Origin of the sequence: Microbacterium sp. Leaf203, from assembly GCF_001421275.1 — a bacterium.
Classification (GTDB): domain Bacteria; phylum Actinomycetota; class Actinomycetes; order Actinomycetales; family Microbacteriaceae; genus Microbacterium; species Microbacterium testaceum_A.
In genome coordinates this window covers 724,117-741,591 of sequence record NZ_LMKF01000031.1, presented here as the reverse complement: position 1 = coordinate 741,591, position 17,475 = coordinate 724,117, and the positions used below count along the sequence as shown (strand labels likewise).

The window sequence follows — 17,475 nt, the reverse complement described above, 5'->3', positions numbered from 1 at the left end:
CCCGGTGATCGACCCCGGTCGAACGCCCGGGGATTGGGTTTCAGCGCCGGTGCCCACACCACCCAGAAAATGGAGGGTGTGGGCACCGGCGCTTCGTCCTACCCCGGGGCACTGGTCGGTAGGCTCGAGGGTGTGAGCGAGTTCTCGGGCCATCTCCCCGGGAGTCGCGACTACCGTCGCCTGCTGATCGGACTCTTCTTCGGTGGCGTCGCGACCTTCGCGCAGTTGTACGCGACGCAGGCCGTCCTCCCGGCGATCGCCGACGATCTCGCGTCGGGCCCGGCAGGGGCGGCGCTGACCGTCTCGGCATCCACTCTGGGCCTGGCGGTGGCGGTCATCCCCTGGTCGCTGGTAGCCGATCGCATCGGTCGCGTGTCCGCCATGGCCATCGGCCTGATCGCGGCCACGCTTCTCGGCGCTGTCACGCCCTTCGCCGACGACCTCGGCGTGCTGTTGGCGCTGCGCCTTCTCGAGGGGGCGGCGCTCGGCGCCGTTCCGGCTGTCGCTCTCGCCTACCTGAGCGAGGAGGTGTCGCCCCGCTTCGTGGCGGCCGCGGCTGGCTCCTACATCGCGGGAACGACCGTGGGTGGTCTGTCGGGACGCGTGGCCTCGGGCTGGATCGCCGAACTGGCCGGGTGGCGGTGGGGGGTGGCATCCGTCGTCCTTCTCTGCGTGGCCGCGGCGGTGGTTTTCTTGTGGCTTGTGCCGGCCGCCAGGGGATTCGTTCCCGGTCGGTCCCGGACGGTGAGGGGACCGTCGGTGAGGCGGCGTCTGGCGCTCAACCTCTGCTCTCCGGTGCAGATGGCGCTGTACGCGCAAGCGTTCCTGCTGATGGGCGCCTTCGTCGCGGTCTACAACTATCTGGGCTTCCACGTGGCGGCCCCGCCGTTCGCTCTGCCGCCGGCGATCGTGACGCTGTTGTTCCTCGCGTACCTGGCCGGGACGGTCTCGTCTCCGCGGGCGGGCGCGCTGGCCGTGCGGTACGGCAGGCTCCCCCTCCTGCTCGGCAGCACCGGACTCATGGCGGCGGGCGTGATCGTGATGTTCCTGCCGTTCATCGCCGCGGTGATCGTGGGGCTGCTCGCTTTCACCGCCGGCTTTTTCGGAGCGCACGCGGTGGCCTCGGGCTGGACACCCGTCGCCGCCGATCCCGAGGCCCGCGCGCAGGCGTCGTCGCTGTACTACCTCGGGTACTACGCGGGCTCGAGCCTGTTCGGATGGCTGCTGGGACTGGTCTTCTCCTCCGTCGGGTGGGGGGCGTTCCTCGCCGCGGTGCTCGGGATGTGCTTGCTCGCGCTGGTGATCGCCTGGTCGGCCCTGCGCGGGGCCCCGTCGCGTCCGCGGTGAGCCCGGAGGAATGCGCGCACGACGGATCTGTCGACACCCGGCGGGTCGAGGTCAATGCCCGAGGTCGATGTCGGTGGAAGCGACTAGCGTCGGATATGACGTGAGGGAGGTCGGGAGTGGACGACGCCGATGAGCGCGCTGTGATGGACGACGAGATGGTCGATGCCGGTCGGAACGACGCGGATGACATCGATGCCGAAGAGGCGGTCGAGACGACGACCGAGATCAGTTACGACGAGCAGCGCTATCCGGCGCGACCCCGTCGGCTGCGTCCCCGCGACCAGTTCCGCGGTGGCACTCTCCGTCGATTCCTCACCGATCCCCGCAACGCGAACGGCGGCAATCCCTCCTATGTGGAGTGGCTCGTCCGTCAGTCGATGCTCAAAGACGCCGATGTGCTGAGCCGGCAGCTGTCCGGTCAGCCCTCGATGTGGCGTAATCCGTACGCGCGCCCGGACGCGCGCCGAGCCATCGAATCGACCGACGTCTGGTTCACGGCCTATCCGATCTCGCTCATCACCCGCCCGGGGGAGTCGTTCCTCGAGGCACTCGGCGATGAGGCGCTGTGGGAGGCTTTCGAGTGGGTGGGGATCAACGGCATCCACACCGGTCCCGTCAAGAGAGCCGGAGGCATCACCGGCTGGCAGGAGACCCCCAGCGTCGACGGTCACTTCGATCGCATCAGCACGCAGATCGACCCCGAATTCGGTGACGAGAACGCCTTCCGCCGCGTGGCCGACGTGGCGGAGTCGCACGGCGGCAGCGTCATCGACGACATCGTTCCCGGTCACACCGGTAAGGGCGCGGATTTCCGGCTCGCCGAGATGGCCTACAAGGACTACCCGGGCATCTACCACATGGTCGAGATCCCGCGTGAGGACTGGGACCTGCTTCCCGAGGTGCCCGCCGGACGCGACTCGGTCAACCTCGACGCCGAGACCGAGCGCGAGCTCAGCGCACGCGGCTACATCATCGGCGAGCTGCAGCGCGTCATCTTCTACACCCCGGGGGTGAAAGAGACGAACTGGAGTACGACCGCCCCGGTCGTCGGCACCGACGGTCTCGAGCGACGCTGGGTGTACCTCCACTACTTCAAGGAGGGGCAGCCGTCGATCAACTGGCTCGACCCCACCTTCGCGGGGATGCGGCTCGTGATCGGAGACGCCCTGCACTCCCTCGGCGATCTCGGGACGAGCGCGCTGCGACTCGACGCGAACGGCTTCCTCGGTGTGGAGAAGAGCGCAGAGGGTCTGCCCGCGTGGTCGGAGGGGCACCCGCTGTCGCACGCGGCCAACCACATCATCGCCGGGATGGTCCGAAAGGTCGGCGGGTTCACGTTCCAAGAGCTGAACCTCACGATGGAGGACATCCGCGACACAAGTGCGGTCGGCGCCGACCTGTCGTACGACTTCGTCACGCGGCCCGGGTATCACCACGCCCTCGCCACGGCGAACACGGAGTTCCTGCGGCTCGCTCTCACAACGGCGCTCGAGACCGGCGTCGAGCCCGTGCAGCTCGTGCACGGCATGCAGAATCACGACGAGTTGACTTACGAGCTCGTGCACTGGGCCACGACCCACCGCGACACCGTCTACCCCTTCCGGCACGAGGAGCACACCGGGGGAGAGATCGCCGAGATGGTGCGCGCCGAGCTCACCGAGAAGCTCACCGTCGACGCCGATTACAACCTCGTCTTCACGCAGAACGGGATCGCCTGCACATCGGCATCCCTCATCGCCGCGACGCAGGGCAAGGCGACGCTCGACGAGATCACCGACCAAGACATCCCGGCCATCCGCGATGCGCACCTGCTGCTCGCGAAGTACAACTCCTGGCAGCCGGGGGTCTTCGCCCTCTCGGGCTGGGACCTCACGGGCTCGCTCACGCTTCCGGCGGACGACGTGCGACACCTCATCTCGACCGGCGACACACGCTGGATCGAGCGGGGAGCGCACGACCTGCTCGACGTGGCCCCCGACGCAGCGTCGTCGATGTCGGGCGTGCCGCGCGCGCGCTCGCTCTACGGCTCGCTGGGCCGGCAGCAGGAAGACCCCGAATCCTTCCTGTCGGGGCTGAAAGAGATCCTGCGGATCCGCGGCGATCACGGCATCGCCATCGCCTCTCAGGTCGACATCCCGCAGGTCGGGCATCCGAGCATGCTCGTCATGGTCCATCGTCTCGACGGGGGCGACCGACGGGACGAGTCGGCGCCCTTGCAGATCACGGTGCTGAACTTCTCGGGCGAGACGATCGAGGGAACGGTCCGGTCGGAGTGGCTGGTACCGCAGAGTACCGCGATCGACGCCGCGACCGGCGAGGCCGTCGGCCGAGTGGACGAACTGCAGAGCTTCTCTCTCGAGCTCGGGCCGTACGCCGGTCTGTTCCTCGTTCTGGAGGCGCCGGCCGCCGACGACTGACGGCGATGTCGGGGGTCGGGCGTAGCGTGAGCGCATGTCCGACCCCGACTGCCTCGTGCCCGATTGCCGGCGAGCGGGCGATTCCTCCGCCCCGGTGGCCATGTGCACCTGGCACCTGAGCGTGAGCGCGGACTGGGCCGCCGGACACGACGGCGTGACCGACGTGCTCCCGGCGCCCTGCCGATTGTGCGGGTCGCGGCTGGGCGTGCGGTGGCCGAGCGGGTGGCTCTGCGCGGTGTGCGAGTGGCGGCACGGCGACCCCGTCGACGGCGAACTGCCGCCGCCGCGCGTCGACGTCGTCTACTACCTCCGGTTCGACGACCGCATCAAGATCGGCACCACGGCGAGCCCCCGCCAGCGGCTGGCCGCGATCTGGCACGACGAACTCCTCGCCTTCGAGCCGGGGGACAGGCTCGTCGAGCGGCGTCGACACGCGCAGTTCGGCGACGAGCGATTCGGCAGGACCGAGTGGTTTCACCGCAGTCCCGCGCTCGACGCGCACGTGGCCGAGCTCGCGGCGGGCGTCGACGACCCCTGGGCGTTGTACGCCCGGTGGACGAGCGCGGCGATCGCGCGCCGGGGCTGACGGCTGTCGCACGCTCCGCCTCCCCGTCTGCCACGAGTGCTCCGCCGTCCACAAGCCTCAGGGCGCTCCGAGGCGAGCGGTCTACGGTTCGAGACACACGATCCGAGAGGCGCACCCATGGGTTTGTTCGACAGACTGTTCGGCTCCGGCGACGACGTCTCGCGACGAGCCCCCGAGACGCCGGTGCCCCCCGGTTCGGCGAGCGGCTCTCGCGACGCCGAGGGTCGGTACGCCCCTCCGCCCGCGCAGCAGCAGGCGCCGGCCGCCGCATCCGGGTCCGACGAGGACCGCCAGGCGATCGAACGCTACCGCTACCTGCTCCGGACGGCGCCTCCCGAGACGGTCGAGCAGGTGCACGCCGAAGCCTTCGGCCGATTGACCCCGGCCCAGCGTCAACAGGTGCTCGCCGAGATGTCGGCCGGGTTGGCACCCGCCGAGCGTCCCGCAAGCGATGATCCGGCATCCCTGGCCCGCGCGGCCACCCGCGCCGAGTACTCGCAGCCGGGTTTCATGGAGCGCACCTTCGGCGGGCGCGGGTTCTCGAACGGGCCGGGTTTCGGGTCGATGCTCGGAGCCTCGATGCTCGGGACCATCGGGGGGTACGTCGTCGGTTCCGCTCTCGTCGGGGCGATGTTCGACCCCGGATACGACGCGGGATACGCCGACGGCGCGGTAGCGGACGCCCTGGCCGACGCGGATGCCGCCGGCGTCGCGGACGCGTCGGAGACGGACGCGGGCGCGGCCGATTTCGGCGGGGACCTCGGGGGAGATTTCGGCGGCGATTTCGGGTTCTGACCCCTTCGCGCGAGCCGTCACGACCCCCTGACCGGCGTGCCGGAGCACACCGCCCCTGTCGCGCACTCGGGAAACGCTATGGTCGAGGCCATGGCGCCTCCGACCTCGAGCGAGCGCTTCGGTCTGCGCCGCAGCATCGTGGCGAGCCAGACGCTTCTCGCCGCAGCGACCCTCCTGAGTGTCGTGGTGTCGATCTCGGTGGGGCAGGTGGGCCACGCCTCGCTGTTCTTCGGAGGGACCTCGCTCGTCTTCGCGGGCGCGATCGCCGCCGTGCTCCTGCCCTGGCAGCGCATGCCCCGGTGGGTGGTCGGGCTGTTGCCGATCGTCGACGTCGTGGCGATCGCCGTCATGCGCGAGAGCTCGCCGCTGGCCGGAGTCGGTCTGTTGTGGACGTTCCCCGCGATCTGGATCGGGACGGTCTTCGGTCTGCGCGGCGTCGTCGCCGTGTCGTTGACGGTCACCGCCGTGATGGTCCACCAGCTCACGACCGATGACCTGCAGAGATTCACCGCGTCGACCCTCGTGCTGCCCTTCACCGTGACGGCGCTGTCGTCGATGGCCGCGTTCACCGCTCGACGATCCCGCGCCCAGCGGGTCCTGCTCGAGAAGCAGTCCGCCGAGCTGCGTCGAGCCCTCGATCGTGCCCGGCGTCAGGAGGACCTCGTCACCGAGGTGCTGGATGCCGTCGACTTCGGCGTCACGCGCATCACCCCGACCGGGGAGTTCTCCGTCACCAACACCGCCCACGGGCTCCTGTTGAACAGCACGGACGCCTTCGGCCGGGAGGTCGCGGTGTTCGCCGCCGACGGGTCCACCGCGATCGCCCCCGAATCCGCTCCGCTCGCTCGCGCGCGTTCGGGAGAGGTGTTCGAGGGTGAGGTGGTCTGGTACGGCCTCCCGGGGGAGGACCGCCGCGCCCTCAACGTCACCGCGCGCCGTCTGCCCCGCAGCGACGCCGGCGACGCCGGGGCGGTGGTCGTCTCGCGCGACGTGACGGTGGAGGAGCAAGCCCGTCGAGCCCGCGAAGACCTGGTCGCCAGCGTCTCGCACGAGCTGCGCACCCCGCTCACCTCGATCATCGGCTACCTCGACCTCGCGCTCGACGACGACGAGCTCGATCCCGCGACCCGGGAGAGGCTCGAGGTGGCCGAGCGCAACGCCTCGCGGCTGCTCGAGCTGGTCGCCGACATCCTCGCGGTGTCGTCCACGTCGAGGGAGGGCTTCGGCGTCGACCTGGATCTGCGCACGACCGACGTCTCGGCCATCGTCCGCTCCGCGATCGAGTCGATCGCGTTGAAGGCGCATGATCACGGCATCCTGATCGAGGCCGGCGACCTGCCGACGGCGCACGCGCTGGTCGACGGACGCCGGGTGCGCCAGGTCATCGACAATCTGCTCTCGAACGCCGTGAAGTACAACCCGCGCGGCGGGTCGGTGGCCGTCTCGGTCGGAAACGAACCGCGCTCGATCACGGTCGTCATCTCGGACGACGGGCCGGGCATCAGCGCGAGCGAACAGGCGCGCCTGTTCGAAAGGTTCTTCCGGGGCGACGCCGTGCGCAAATCCTCGACCCACGGCAGCGGGCTGGGCCTCGCCATCAGCCGAGACCTCGTCCGCGCCCACGGCGGCGAGATCACCGTGCACACGGCAGCGGGCGAAGGGGCGACCTTCACCGTGCGGCTGCCACGCGATCCGAGGGAGACCCCGTGAACCTCGACGTCCTCACCCTGCAGGCCGCGGCGACCCTCGTGATCGTCATGTCGACGGTCATGTACCTGCTCGACACCCTCATGCTCAAGGACGGTCTCCCCGGGCGACTGTGGGCGAGCGCCTACCTGTCGGGGACGTTCTCGGCCATGTGCTACCTGGCCTGGCTGCTGCTCCCCGACGTGTACGTCGCGATCGCGGTGGGCAACGGCGCGTTCGTCGCCGCGACCGGCTTCATCTGGCTGGGGTGCGTCGCCTTCAACGGCGGATCGGTTCGCCGCGCCGCGCTCATCCTCACGGCGACCGTCCTCGTGGTCGTCGTCGCCGCTCTGGCCGCAGGGCCCGAGGGAGGATCGTGGGCGGGGGCCGTGCCGTTCTTCCTCGGCAACGCGGTGTTCGCCGCGACGGGGGCGATCGAGACGCGTCGAGGGGCGATCGCCCGTCGCTGGAGCTCGTCGGGACTGACCGTCGTCCTGGCGGTCGAGACGGTGTGGTTCGTCGCTCGCGCGATCGTGTTCCTCTCGCTCGGCCCCGACAGCGCGCTGTTCCGCGACGCGTTCGACACGCGGGTGTCGGCGATCCTCACGATCTCGCTCGTCATCGCGGCGGTGGTGGTGACCTCCGTCCTCCGGGCGAACGAGTCGGCGCTGCGCGGGACGTCCGAGACCCGACGGCTGTCGGTGGACGCGAACGGCGTGCTCTTCCGCGAATCGTTCGAGGCCACTCTCGCCATCATCTGCTCGCGGGCCGAGGAGGCGGGCGAGGGCGTGTGCGTGATCGGCATCCGGATCGACGATCTCAAGCGCGTCGCGGTCGCTTTCGGCCCCGATGACGCCGAGCGGCTGGCCCTCGAGGTGCGCGCGTCCGTGCGTCGGCACTCGCCCACGATGGCTCTCGTGGGGGAGACGGATGCCGCCGGCCTCGCCGTGGCGTTCACCACGACGCCGACGACGGACGTGCGTCGCGCCGCTCGCGTCCTTCATCAGCGCGTGGTCGCCGACCTCGCGCGCCTGGGCGCCGCGGTCGTGCCCACCGTGGGCGTCGGAATGGCTTTGGCCGCCGATCACGGCTATCACTCCGTCGCCCTCACGACACGAGCGGACGAGGCCGCGGCGCACGCGGCTGCGACCGGCGAACAGGCCTTCGGGCTGGCCTGAGTCGGGGGTCAGTCCCGGACGGACTGGGCGAGGTCGGTGATCCGCTGGCGGAGCTCGCGCGGACGGAACGGCTTGGTGAGGTAGTCGTCGGCGCCGGCCTCGCGGCCCGCCCGCTGTTCGTTCTCATCAGCCCGCGCACTCACCATGAGGATGCGGGTGTCGCTGAACGCGCGGATGCGGCGCGCCGTCTCGAACCCGTCGATCCCCGGCATGCTCACGTCCAACGTCGTCACAACGGGGTCGTGCCGACGGACGAGTTCGATGCCGTCGAGGCCGGTCGCGGCCGCGTGGACGACGTATCCGGCGCTCTCGAGGACCGCCGTCACGAGGAGGCGGATGTCGAGGTCGTCCTCGATCACCACAGTGGTGTGTGGGGAGGTCATGGCGGAGCTTTCGTCGGGCCGGAACGGGCGTGCGGCCTGGGCAAATGGTAGACGACAGGTGGACGATCCGCCTCCCCGGTGGGAGGACGTGCGGATATGGCATCCTCGATGGGTGCCTCTTCTCGCGTTGACGGGTGGGATCGCCTCGGGCAAATCCACCATCGCCGGCCTTCTCGCCGACCGCGGAGCCGTCGTGGTCGACGCGGATGCGATCGTGCGGGAGGTGCAGGCCCCGGGGTCCGTGGTGCTCGGCGCGATCGCCGACGAGTTCGGCGCGGACGTCGTGCGACCCGACGGGTCTCTCGATCGGGCCGCGCTCGGAACCCTTGTGTTCGGTCATCCCGATCGACTCGCGCGCCTCAACGCGCTCGTGCACCCGGCCGTGCGCGAGGAGTCGCAGCGGCGTTTCGAGGAGGCCTTCGCCGCGGACGCGGGTGCGGTGGTCGTGTACGACGTCCCCCTGCTCGCGGAGGCCCGCGGCGGCGACTCGTGGGACCTGGTGGTCGTGGCACACTGCCCCGCGGAGCTCCGCGTGCGGCGCCTCGTCGAGCACCGGGGGCTGAGCGAGGCCGACGCCCGCGCGCGCGTGGGTTCGCAGGCGAGCGAGGAGGAGCGACTCGCTCTGGCGGACGTCGTGATCGACACCGCGGCCGACATGGATGCCACGCGTCGACAGGTCGACGAGCTCTGGGCTCGGGTGGTCCGTCCCGCCTGATCGGGCCGATGCGACCCGGGCGCTCGCCCACGGCGAACGCAACCCGACCCCGATGTCGGAGGCCCCGCCTACGCTGGAAGTATGCAGGCCACGCGCTCCGTCCGCCCCTTCGAGGTCATCAGCGAATACACGCCCTCCGGTGATCAGCCACAGGCGATCGCCGATCTCGCGGGGCGCATCAACGCCGGTGAAACCGACGTCGTGCTGCTGGGTGCCACGGGTACCGGCAAGTCGGCGACCACGGCGTGGCTGGTGGAGCAGGTGCAGCGCCCGACGCTGGTGCTCGCGCACAACAAGACGCTGGCCGCCCAGCTGGCCAACGAGTTCCGCGAGCTGATGCCCAACAACGCCGTCGAGTACTTCGTCTCGTATTACGACTACTACCAGCCCGAGGCCTACGTTCCGCAGACGGACACCTTCATCGAGAAGGACAGCTCGATCAACGCAGAGGTGGAGCGCCTTCGGCACTCGACGACGAACTCGCTGCTCTCGCGCCGCGACGTCGTGGTGGTGTCGACGGTCTCGTGCATCTACGGCCTCGGCGCGCCGGAAGAGTACCTCCGCGCGATGGTGGCCCTGCAGGTGGGGGAGCGGTACGACCGCGACGCCCTCATCCGCAAGTTCATCTCGATGCAGTACAACCGCAACGATGTCGACTTCTCGCGCGGAAACTTCCGCGTGCGCGGTGACACGATCGAGATCATCCCGGTGTACGAGGAGTACGCCATCCGCATCGAGATGTTCGGTGACGAGATCGAGGCCCTGTATCTCCTCCACCCCCTGACGGGCGATGTGATCGAGAAGATGGACTCCGTGCCGATCTTCCCCGCATCGCACTACGTCGCTGGGACCGAGACGGTCCAGCGTGCGATCGGAACGATCGAGCACGAACTCGAGGAGCGTCTGAAGGAATTCGAGTCGCAGGGCAAGCTCCTCGAGGCGCAGCGTCTGCGCATGCGCACCACCTTCGACCTCGAGATGCTGCAGCAGCTCGGGTTCTGCTCGGGCATCGAGAACTACTCGCGGCACATGGACGGCCGGATGCCCGGCGACCCGCCGCACACCCTGCTCGACTTCTTCCCCGACGACTTCCTTCTCGTCATCGACGAGTCCCACGTGACCGTCCCGCAGATCGGGGCGATGTACGAGGGCGACGCCTCGCGCAAGCGCACTCTGGTCGAGCACGGATTCCGCCTCCCGAGCGCGATGGACAACCGCCCGCTGCGCTGGGACGAGTTCAAGGAGCGCGTCGGCCAGACGGTCTACCTGTCGGCGACGCCGGGCCGCTACGAGATGGGGATCGCCGACGGCGTGGTCGAGCAGATCATCCGTCCGACCGGTCTCGTGGATCCGGAGATCATCGTCAAGCCCTCGAAGGGACAGATCGACGACCTGCTCGAAGAGATCCGCGTCCGCGTCGAGCGCGACGAGCGCGTGCTCGTCACCACCCTCACGAAGAAGATGGCGGAGGAGCTCACGGACTTCCTCGGCGAGCACGGGGTCCGCGTGCGGTATCTGCACTCCGACGTCGACACGCTGCGCCGTGTCGAGCTGCTCACCGAACTGCGCGCCGGCGTCTACGACGTGCTGGTGGGCATCAACCTCCTGCGGGAGGGTCTCGACCTTCCGGAGGTCTCGTTGGTGTCGATCCTCGATGCCGACAAGGAGGGGTTCCTGCGCAGCGGCACCTCGCTCATCCAGACCATCGGCCGTGCGGCGCGAAACGTCTCGGGCGAGGTGCACATGTACGCCGACAAGATGACCGACTCGATGAGCAAGGCCATCGAGGAAACCGAACGTCGTCGCGAGAAGCAGATCGCCTACAACCTCGAGCACGGGATCGACCCGCAGCCGTTGCGCAAGAAGATCGCCGACATCACCGAGGTGCTCAACCGCGAGGCGTCCGACACGAAGAACCTCCTGGCACGCAACGACAAGTCCGGCAAGGGCAAATCGCCCACGCCGACCCTGCGCCGCACCGGTATCGCGGCCGAGGGCGCCGATCAGCTCGAGTCCACGATCGCGGATCTCACGCAGCAGATGCTCGCGGCCGCGGCCGAGCTCAAGTTCGAGCTCGCCGGACGCCTGCGCGACGAGGTGCAGGACATGAAGAAAGAGCTGCGCGCCATGGAGCGCGCCGGTCACGCCTGACCCTGATCGGGTCCGGCGCACGGAGGTCGTCATGGAACAACGCGTCACTCTCGTCACCCTCGGCGTCAGCGATCTGGAACGGACGATGGCCTTCTACACGGCGCTCGGGTGGCGAGCGCATCCGTCGTCGGTCGCCGGGGAGGTGGCGTTCTTCGACGTCGGAGGTATGGTCGTCGCGTTGTGGGACAGGGCGAAGCTCGCCGAGGACTCCGGGGTCTCGGATGCCGGGGGCTGGGGCGGGGTGACCCTGGCCCACAACGTGGATCACCCGGCTGACGTCGATGCGATCCTCGCGGAGGCGGAGGCGGCGGGAGCCCGGCTCGCGCGCACGGGAGTGAACACCCCATGGGGCGGGTACTCCGGCGTCTTCGTCGACCCCGACGGCCACCCCTGGGAGGTCGCGGTCAACCCGGGCTGGCCACTCGATGACCGGGGGAGGCCCGTGCTCGACGAGTGAGTCGGGTCCGCATCGGAGATCAGGGGCAGTGCAGGAGGGGCTTCGGCCCCGACCGGTCGACGGCGTGCTCGGACATCGCGTGACCGCACAGCGGACAGGGGCGCTCCGTGCGGACGGGCTCGGGGGTGTTCTCGTACGGGCCGACCGACGCGGGTCCGGCGACCCGGATGAGGCGCATGTTGAGGTACTGGTACCAGCCGCCGGCGTCGCGGACGCGCGCGCGCAGAGGCGGGCGGTCGGCATCCCTTCGTGTCATGATAGTTAGTGTACTAACGAATGGAGAGGAGCGCACGTGGACGACCTTCTGAAGCTCGAAAACCAGGTGTGCTTCGCGTTGGTCACGGCCGCCCGGAACGTGGTCTCGATCTACCGCCCCGTGCTCGAGCCGCTCGGACTGACGCACCCGCAGTACCTGGTGATGCTCGCGCTCTGGGAGGAGGAGCCGCGCTCCCTCGGCGCTCTGGCCGTCGAACTCGCGATGGAGCCCGCCACGCTGTCGCCGCTCGTCAAGCGCCTCGAGGCTCAGGGGAGGGTGGCGCGGTCGCGACGCGCCGACGACGAGCGCGTGCTCGACATCGCGCTGACGGACGAGGGTCGCTCTCTGCGCGCGGCCGCGCTCGAAGTTCCGGGCAAGATCATGGAGCGGGTCGGGGTCGACCACGATGCGCTCGTGGCGCTGCGCGATGGTCTGGCTCCCTTCGCGGGACCGACGCGCGACTGACGCCCGGCCTCGAGCGACAGTGCGGGGCGGGTGCCGCGGGGCCCGCACTCTCGCACATCCGTGCGCCCCGGGCGAACCCGGGGCCGATGTCGGAGGTCCGACCTAGACTTAACAGGTGCCCATCGTTCCTGTCGCCCAGCCCTCGTCATCCGCGAATTCCGGTACCAGCGGAAAGCTGAGTGTCCGGGGCGCGCGTGTCCACAACCTCAAGAACGTCGACCTCGACATCCCCCGCGATTCGCTCGTCGTCTTCACCGGTCTGTCGGGTTCTGGCAAGTCGAGCCTCGCCTTCGACACGATCTTCGCCGAGGGGCAGCGTCGGTACGTCGAGTCGCTGAGCGCGTACGCGCGTCAGTTCCTCGGACAGGTCGACCGGCCCGACGTCGACTTCATCGAGGGCCTCAGCCCGGCCGTCTCGATCGATCAGAAGTCGACCAACCGCAACCCCCGCTCGACGGTCGGCACGATCACCGAGATCCACGACTACATGCGCCTGCTCTGGGCGCGCGTCGGCGTTCCCCACTGCCCCGATTGCGGCGCCCGCATCCAGCGTCAGACGGTCCAGCAGATCGCCGACCAGCTCATGGAATTGCCCGAGCGCACGCGCTACCAGATCGTCGCCCCCGTCGTCACCCAGAAGAAGGGCGAGTTCGTCGACCTCTTCAAAGAGCTCAGCGCCAAGGGCTACGCCCGCGCGGTCGTCGACGGCGAGCTCGTCCAGCTGGCCGAGCCCCCGACACTCAAGAAGAGCTACAAGCACGACATCGCGGTCGTCGTCGACCGCCTCGTGGCCTCCGGTGACAACCTGAGCCGCGTCACCGACTCGGTCGAGACCGCGATGGGCCTCGCCGGCGGCATCATGCAGGTCAACTACGTCGACGAAGAGGGCGACGACGCCTGGCAGTCATTCTCCGAGAAGCTCGCGTGCCCCAACGGCCACCCCCTGCAGCTGACCGAGATCGAGCCGCGCACGTTCTCGTTCAACGCGCCGTTCGGTGCGTGCCCCGTGTGTTCGGGCCTCGGCACGCGCATGTCGGTCGACGTCGACCTCATGCTGGGCGATGAAGAACTCTCCATCCGCGACGGAGCGATCCTGCCGTGGACCACGCAGGGCAAGGGCCTGTTCCAGTATTACGAGCGCCTGCTCGAAGGACTCGCGCGCGACCTGGAGTTCTCGCTCGACACCCCGTGGAAGGACCTCTCGCACGACGTCCAGCAGGCTGTCCTCCGCGGCGAGAACTACAAGGTGACCGTCAAATGGAAGAACCGCTACGGCCGTGAGATGCGGTACTCCTCGGGCTTCGAGGGCGTTGTTCCGTACATCGAGCGTCAGTATCTCCAGGCCGAGTCCGACACGCAGCGCCAGCGCTGGTCGGAGTACCTGCGCGAGGTTCCCTGCGCGGTCTGCGACGGCGACCGTCTCAAGCCCGAGGTGCTCTCGGTCCTCGTCGACGGCACCTCGATCGCCGCGGCATCGCGCATGAGCCTCGCCGACGCGCGGGACTTCTTCTCGCAGCTCACCCTGACCGACCGCGAGGCCACGATCGCCGCCGCAGTGCTGCGCGAGATCCGGGCTCGTCTCGACTTCCTGCTGCAGGTCGGCCTGAACTACCTCAGCCTCGGTCGCGCCGCCGGTACGCTCTCGGGCGGCGAGGCCCAGCGCATCCGCCTGGCCACCCAGATCGGTTCCGGCCTCACGGGTGTGCTCTACGTCCTCGATGAGCCGTCGATCGGCCTGCACCAGCGCGACAACCGCCGTCTCATCCAGACCCTCGAGACCCTTCGCGACCTGGGCAACACGCTGATCGTCGTCGAGCACGACGAAGAGACGATCCACGCGGCCGACTGGGTGGTCGACATCGGACCCCGCGCGGGCGTCGACGGCGGAAACGTCGTCCACTCCGGCCCTCTCGCCGAACTCCTCGAAGACGAGCGCTCCCTCACCGGTGCCTACCTTTCGGGCCGCCGTTCGATCGAGGCACCCAAGAAGCGCCGCAAGATCGACAAGAAGCGCCAGGTCACGGTCGTCGGGGCACGCGAGAACAATCTCCAGAATGTGACGGCCGACTTCCCGCTCGGTGTGCTGACCTCCGTCACCGGGGTCAGTGGCTCGGGCAAGTCCACGCTCGTCAACGGCATCCTGTACGAGGTCCTCGCTTCCAAGCTGAACGGCGCGCGGCGCGTACCCGGCAAGCACACGCGCGTCACCGGACTCGACAACCTCGACAAGGTCGTGCACGTCGATCAGGCGCCCATCGGCCGGACGCCGCGCTCGAACCCGGCCACCTATACCGGCGTCTTCGACCGCATCCGCAGCCTGTTCGCCGAGACGCCCGAGGCCAAGGTGCGCGGCTACCAGGCCGGGCGCTTCAGCTTCAACGTCAAGGGCGGGCGCTGCGAGGCGTGCTCCGGCGACGGAACGCTGAAGATCGAGATGAACTTCCTGCCCGACGTCTACGTCGACTGCGAGGTCTGCCACGGAAAGCGCTACAACCGCGACACCCTGTCGGTGCACTACAAGGGCAAGAACATCGCCGAGGTGCTCGAGATGCCCATCTCCGAGGCCGCGGACTTCTTCGAGCCGATCCAGGCGATCCACCGCTACCTGCGGACCCTCGTCGATGTCGGCCTGGGCTACGTGCGCCTCGGACAGTCGGCGACTACCCTGTCGGGCGGTGAGGCGCAACGCGTCAAGCTCGCGACCGAGCTGCAGCGCCGGAGCAACGGCCGCTCGATCTACGTGCTCGACGAGCCGACGACCGGTCTGCACTTCGAAGACGTGTCCCTGCTGCTGAAGGTGCTCAACGGTCTCGTCGACAAGGGCAACACCGTCATCGTCATCGAGCACAACCTCGACGTCATCAAGAGCTCGGACTGGGTCATCGACCTCGGCCCCGAGGGCGGCGCCGGCGGGGGAACGATCGTGGCCACCGGCACGCCCGAGCAGGTCGCGAAGGTCGAGGGCAGCCACACCGGTGCCTTCCTCGCGGAGCTCCTCGAGACCGGTCGCACCGGCGCGCAGCGCAACACGGCGACGGTCGAGACCGGCGACACCGAGCGAGAGCTCGTGAGCGCGGCGCGCTGAGCATGGCGTCCCGCGAACGGGTCTCGCACCTTCCGTATCGTCCCAAGGCCGGCGAGATCCCCACCAATCCGGGGGTCTACCGGTTCCGGGACGCCGAGGGGCGCGTGCTGTACGTCGGCAAGGCGAAGAACCTGCGCGCGCGCCTGTCGAACTACTTCGCTCCGCTGCACTCGCTGCACGAGCGCACGCGCCGCATGGTCACGACGGCGGCGAGCGTGGAGTGGACGGTCGTGCCCAGCGACGTCGACTCTCTGCAGCTCGAGTACATGTGGATCAAGGAGTTCGATCCGCCGTTCAACGTCCGCTACAAGGACGACAAGTCGTACCCCTTCATGGCGATCACCCTCGCCGACGAGGCGCCGCGGGTGATCGTCACGCGCAACCCGAAGATCCGCGGGGCAAAGTACTTCGGCCCGTACCCCAAGGTCTGGGCGGTGCACGACACGATCGACCTGATGATCAAGGTCTTCCCGATCCGCACGTGCAGCGACTCGTCGTACAAGAAGGCGATGGCCTCCGGTCGACCGTGCTTCCCGGGTCAGATCGGGCGCTGCGGTGGTCCCTGTTCGATGAAGGTGACGATCGAGGAGCACCGCGCGATCGTCAACGACTTCGTCGCCTTCATGTCGGGCGGCGACCAGCGCTTCGCGCGCGAGCTGACGTCGCGAATGAAAGAGGCCTCGGCCGCGATGGACTACGAGTCGGCCGCGCACTACCGCGACCGCCTGCAGGCCATCGACGCCGTGCTCGGCAAGAGCGCGCTCGTGCTGGCCTCCGACACGGATGCCGATCTCTTCGGCATCGCCGAGGACGAGCTCGCCGCGACCGTCCAGCACTTCGTGGTGCGCGGCGGACGCGTGCGCGGAGTCCGCGCCACCACGATCGAGAAAGAGATCGACATCTCCGGTGCCGATCTCGTCGACCAGGTCCTCCAGCGCACCTACGGAGACGCGGACTCGAGCGACATCCCCCGTCAGGTTCTCGTTCCCGAACTCCCCGACGACGCGGAGCAGCTCGAGGACTGGCTGCGCGAACGCCGGGGCCGCCCGGTGACCCTGCAGGTCGCCCAGCGGGGCCGCAAGGCCGACCTGCTGAAGACCGCGACGCTCAACGCGCAACAGGCCCTCATGCTTCACAAGACGCGCCGGACGAGCGACTACGTCGCCCGGTCGCAGGCCCTCACCGACCTGCAAGAGGCTCTCGGCATGACCGAGGCGCCGTTGCGCATCGAGTGCTTCGACATCTCGCACCTGTCGGGCACCAACGTGGTGGCATCCATGGTCGTGTTCGAGGACGGCCTTCCGCGCAAGGACCAGTACCGCTCCTTCGGCGTCGCCGAGACGACCGACGACACCGATTCGATGTACCAGGTGCTCAGTCGCCGGCTGGCGTACCTCGACCGGCCCGACGAGATCGAGCCCGAGACCATCGACGGGGCGATCGTGGCCGATCCCGACTCCGAGGAGGCGACGGCCGACGGCGAGGTCGTCACGGCCCGCAAGAGGCCGCGCTTCGCCTACCGCCCGCAGCTGCTCGTGGTCGACGGCGGTCAGCCCCAGGTCGCCGCCGCGGCCCGTGCCCTCGCCGACGCGGGGCACGAGGAGATCGCGCTGTGCGGCATCGCCAAACGTCTCGAAGAAGTGTGGCTGCCGGGGGAGGAGTACCCGGTGATCCTTCCGCGTACCTCGGAGGCGCTGTACTTGCTGCAGCGTCTGCGCGACGAGGCCCACCGCTTCGCGATCGTCCACCAGCGCAAGCGCCGCAAGCGCGACATCACGAGCGTGCTCACCGAGGTGCCCGGACTCGGCGATACGCGCATCAAGGCGCTGCTGCGGCATTTCGGGTCGGTCTCGGCGTTGAAGAACGCCACGCCCGAAGAGATCATGGAGCTCCCCGGCATCGGGCCGACGCTCGCCGAGAACATCCACAGCCATCTGGCTCGGTAGGCTGGACC

Annotated in this window: 14 protein-coding genes; 12 read left to right on the top strand and 2 right to left on the bottom strand. The window is 69.1% G+C overall.

All coding sequences use genetic code 11. The features are described from left to right. Positions 1-69: 69 nt before the first annotated feature. The 6 genes from ASE56_RS16285 (at position 70) to ASE56_RS16260 (ending at position 8,009) form a co-directional block, all read left to right on the top strand. Positions 70-1,347 carry an MFS transporter gene (locus tag ASE56_RS16285; RefSeq protein WP_082450789.1) on the top strand — a complete coding sequence of 426 codons (1,278 nt, stop codon included), beginning with the start codon at positions 70-72 and terminating at the stop codon, positions 1,345-1,347. A 116-nt stretch (positions 1,348-1,463) separates the two neighbouring features. After that, on the top strand, positions 1,464-3,764 hold the full coding sequence (gene treS / locus ASE56_RS16280; RefSeq protein ID WP_200914225.1) for a maltose alpha-D-glucosyltransferase: 2,301 nt from the start codon (positions 1,464-1,466) through the stop codon (positions 3,762-3,764). A 34-nt stretch (positions 3,765-3,798) separates the two neighbouring features. Then, positions 3,799-4,350 (top strand): GIY-YIG nuclease family protein, encoded by a 552-nt coding sequence (locus tag ASE56_RS16275; protein WP_056232249.1) that lies wholly within the window; start codon positions 3,799-3,801, stop codon positions 4,348-4,350. A 117-nt stretch (positions 4,351-4,467) separates the two neighbouring features. Further along, positions 4,468-5,145, top strand: a complete 678-nt coding sequence (locus ASE56_RS16270; RefSeq protein WP_056232246.1) for a hypothetical protein — start codon at positions 4,468-4,470, stop codon at positions 5,143-5,145. A gap of 90 nt (positions 5,146-5,235) precedes the next feature. Further along, positions 5,236-6,855 (top strand): cell wall metabolism sensor histidine kinase WalK, encoded by a 1,620-nt coding sequence (locus ASE56_RS16265; protein ID WP_162234527.1) that lies wholly within the window; start codon positions 5,236-5,238, stop codon positions 6,853-6,855. Further along, positions 6,852-8,009, top strand: a complete 1,158-nt coding sequence (locus ASE56_RS16260) for a diguanylate cyclase (RefSeq protein ID WP_056232238.1) — start codon at positions 6,852-6,854, stop codon at positions 8,007-8,009. Before ASE56_RS16265 ends, ASE56_RS16260 begins: the two co-directional genes overlap by 4 nt. 8 nt (positions 8,010-8,017) lie before the next feature. Here ASE56_RS16260 and ASE56_RS16255 read toward each other — a convergent pair whose 3' ends face one another. Next, positions 8,018-8,392 (bottom strand): response regulator transcription factor, encoded by a 375-nt coding sequence (locus ASE56_RS16255; protein ID WP_082450786.1) that lies wholly within the window; start codon positions 8,390-8,392, stop codon positions 8,018-8,020. A 112-nt stretch (positions 8,393-8,504) separates the two neighbouring features. Between ASE56_RS16255 and coaE the strand changes: the two genes are divergently transcribed. From coaE to ASE56_RS16240, 3 genes are all read left to right on the top strand, one after another. Further along, complete coding sequence (gene coaE / locus ASE56_RS16250; protein WP_056232232.1) at positions 8,505-9,107, top strand: dephospho-CoA kinase; 603 nt, start codon at positions 8,505-8,507, stop codon at positions 9,105-9,107. A gap of 81 nt (positions 9,108-9,188) precedes the next feature. Further along, a complete protein-coding gene (uvrB, locus tag ASE56_RS16245; RefSeq protein WP_056232228.1) occupies positions 9,189-11,258 on the top strand; it encodes an excinuclease ABC subunit UvrB in 2,070 nt (689 codons plus the stop codon). A 31-nt stretch (positions 11,259-11,289) separates the two neighbouring features. Further along, positions 11,290-11,715 (top strand): VOC family protein, encoded by a 426-nt coding sequence (locus ASE56_RS16240; protein ID WP_056232224.1) that lies wholly within the window; start codon positions 11,290-11,292, stop codon positions 11,713-11,715. Between the two features lie 19 nt (positions 11,716-11,734). Here ASE56_RS16240 and ASE56_RS16235 read toward each other — a convergent pair whose 3' ends face one another. Continuing rightward, entirely contained in the window at positions 11,735-11,971 is a 237-nt protein-coding gene (locus ASE56_RS16235) for a hypothetical protein (RefSeq protein WP_056232222.1), read from the bottom strand. A gap of 36 nt (positions 11,972-12,007) precedes the next feature. Between ASE56_RS16235 and ASE56_RS16230 the strand changes: the two genes are divergently transcribed. From ASE56_RS16230 to uvrC, 3 genes are all read left to right on the top strand, one after another. Beyond that, positions 12,008-12,436 (top strand): MarR family winged helix-turn-helix transcriptional regulator, encoded by a 429-nt coding sequence (locus ASE56_RS16230; protein WP_056232217.1) that lies wholly within the window; start codon positions 12,008-12,010, stop codon positions 12,434-12,436. A gap of 115 nt (positions 12,437-12,551) precedes the next feature. After that, a complete protein-coding gene (gene uvrA / locus ASE56_RS16225; RefSeq protein WP_056232213.1) occupies positions 12,552-15,521 on the top strand; it encodes an excinuclease ABC subunit UvrA in 2,970 nt (989 codons plus the stop codon). Positions 15,522-15,523: 2 nt separating this feature from the next. Continuing rightward, positions 15,524-17,467 carry an excinuclease ABC subunit UvrC gene (uvrC, locus tag ASE56_RS16220; RefSeq protein WP_056232210.1) on the top strand — a complete coding sequence of 648 codons (1,944 nt, stop codon included), beginning with the start codon at positions 15,524-15,526 and terminating at the stop codon, positions 17,465-17,467. Positions 17,468-17,475 lie beyond the last annotated feature (8 nt).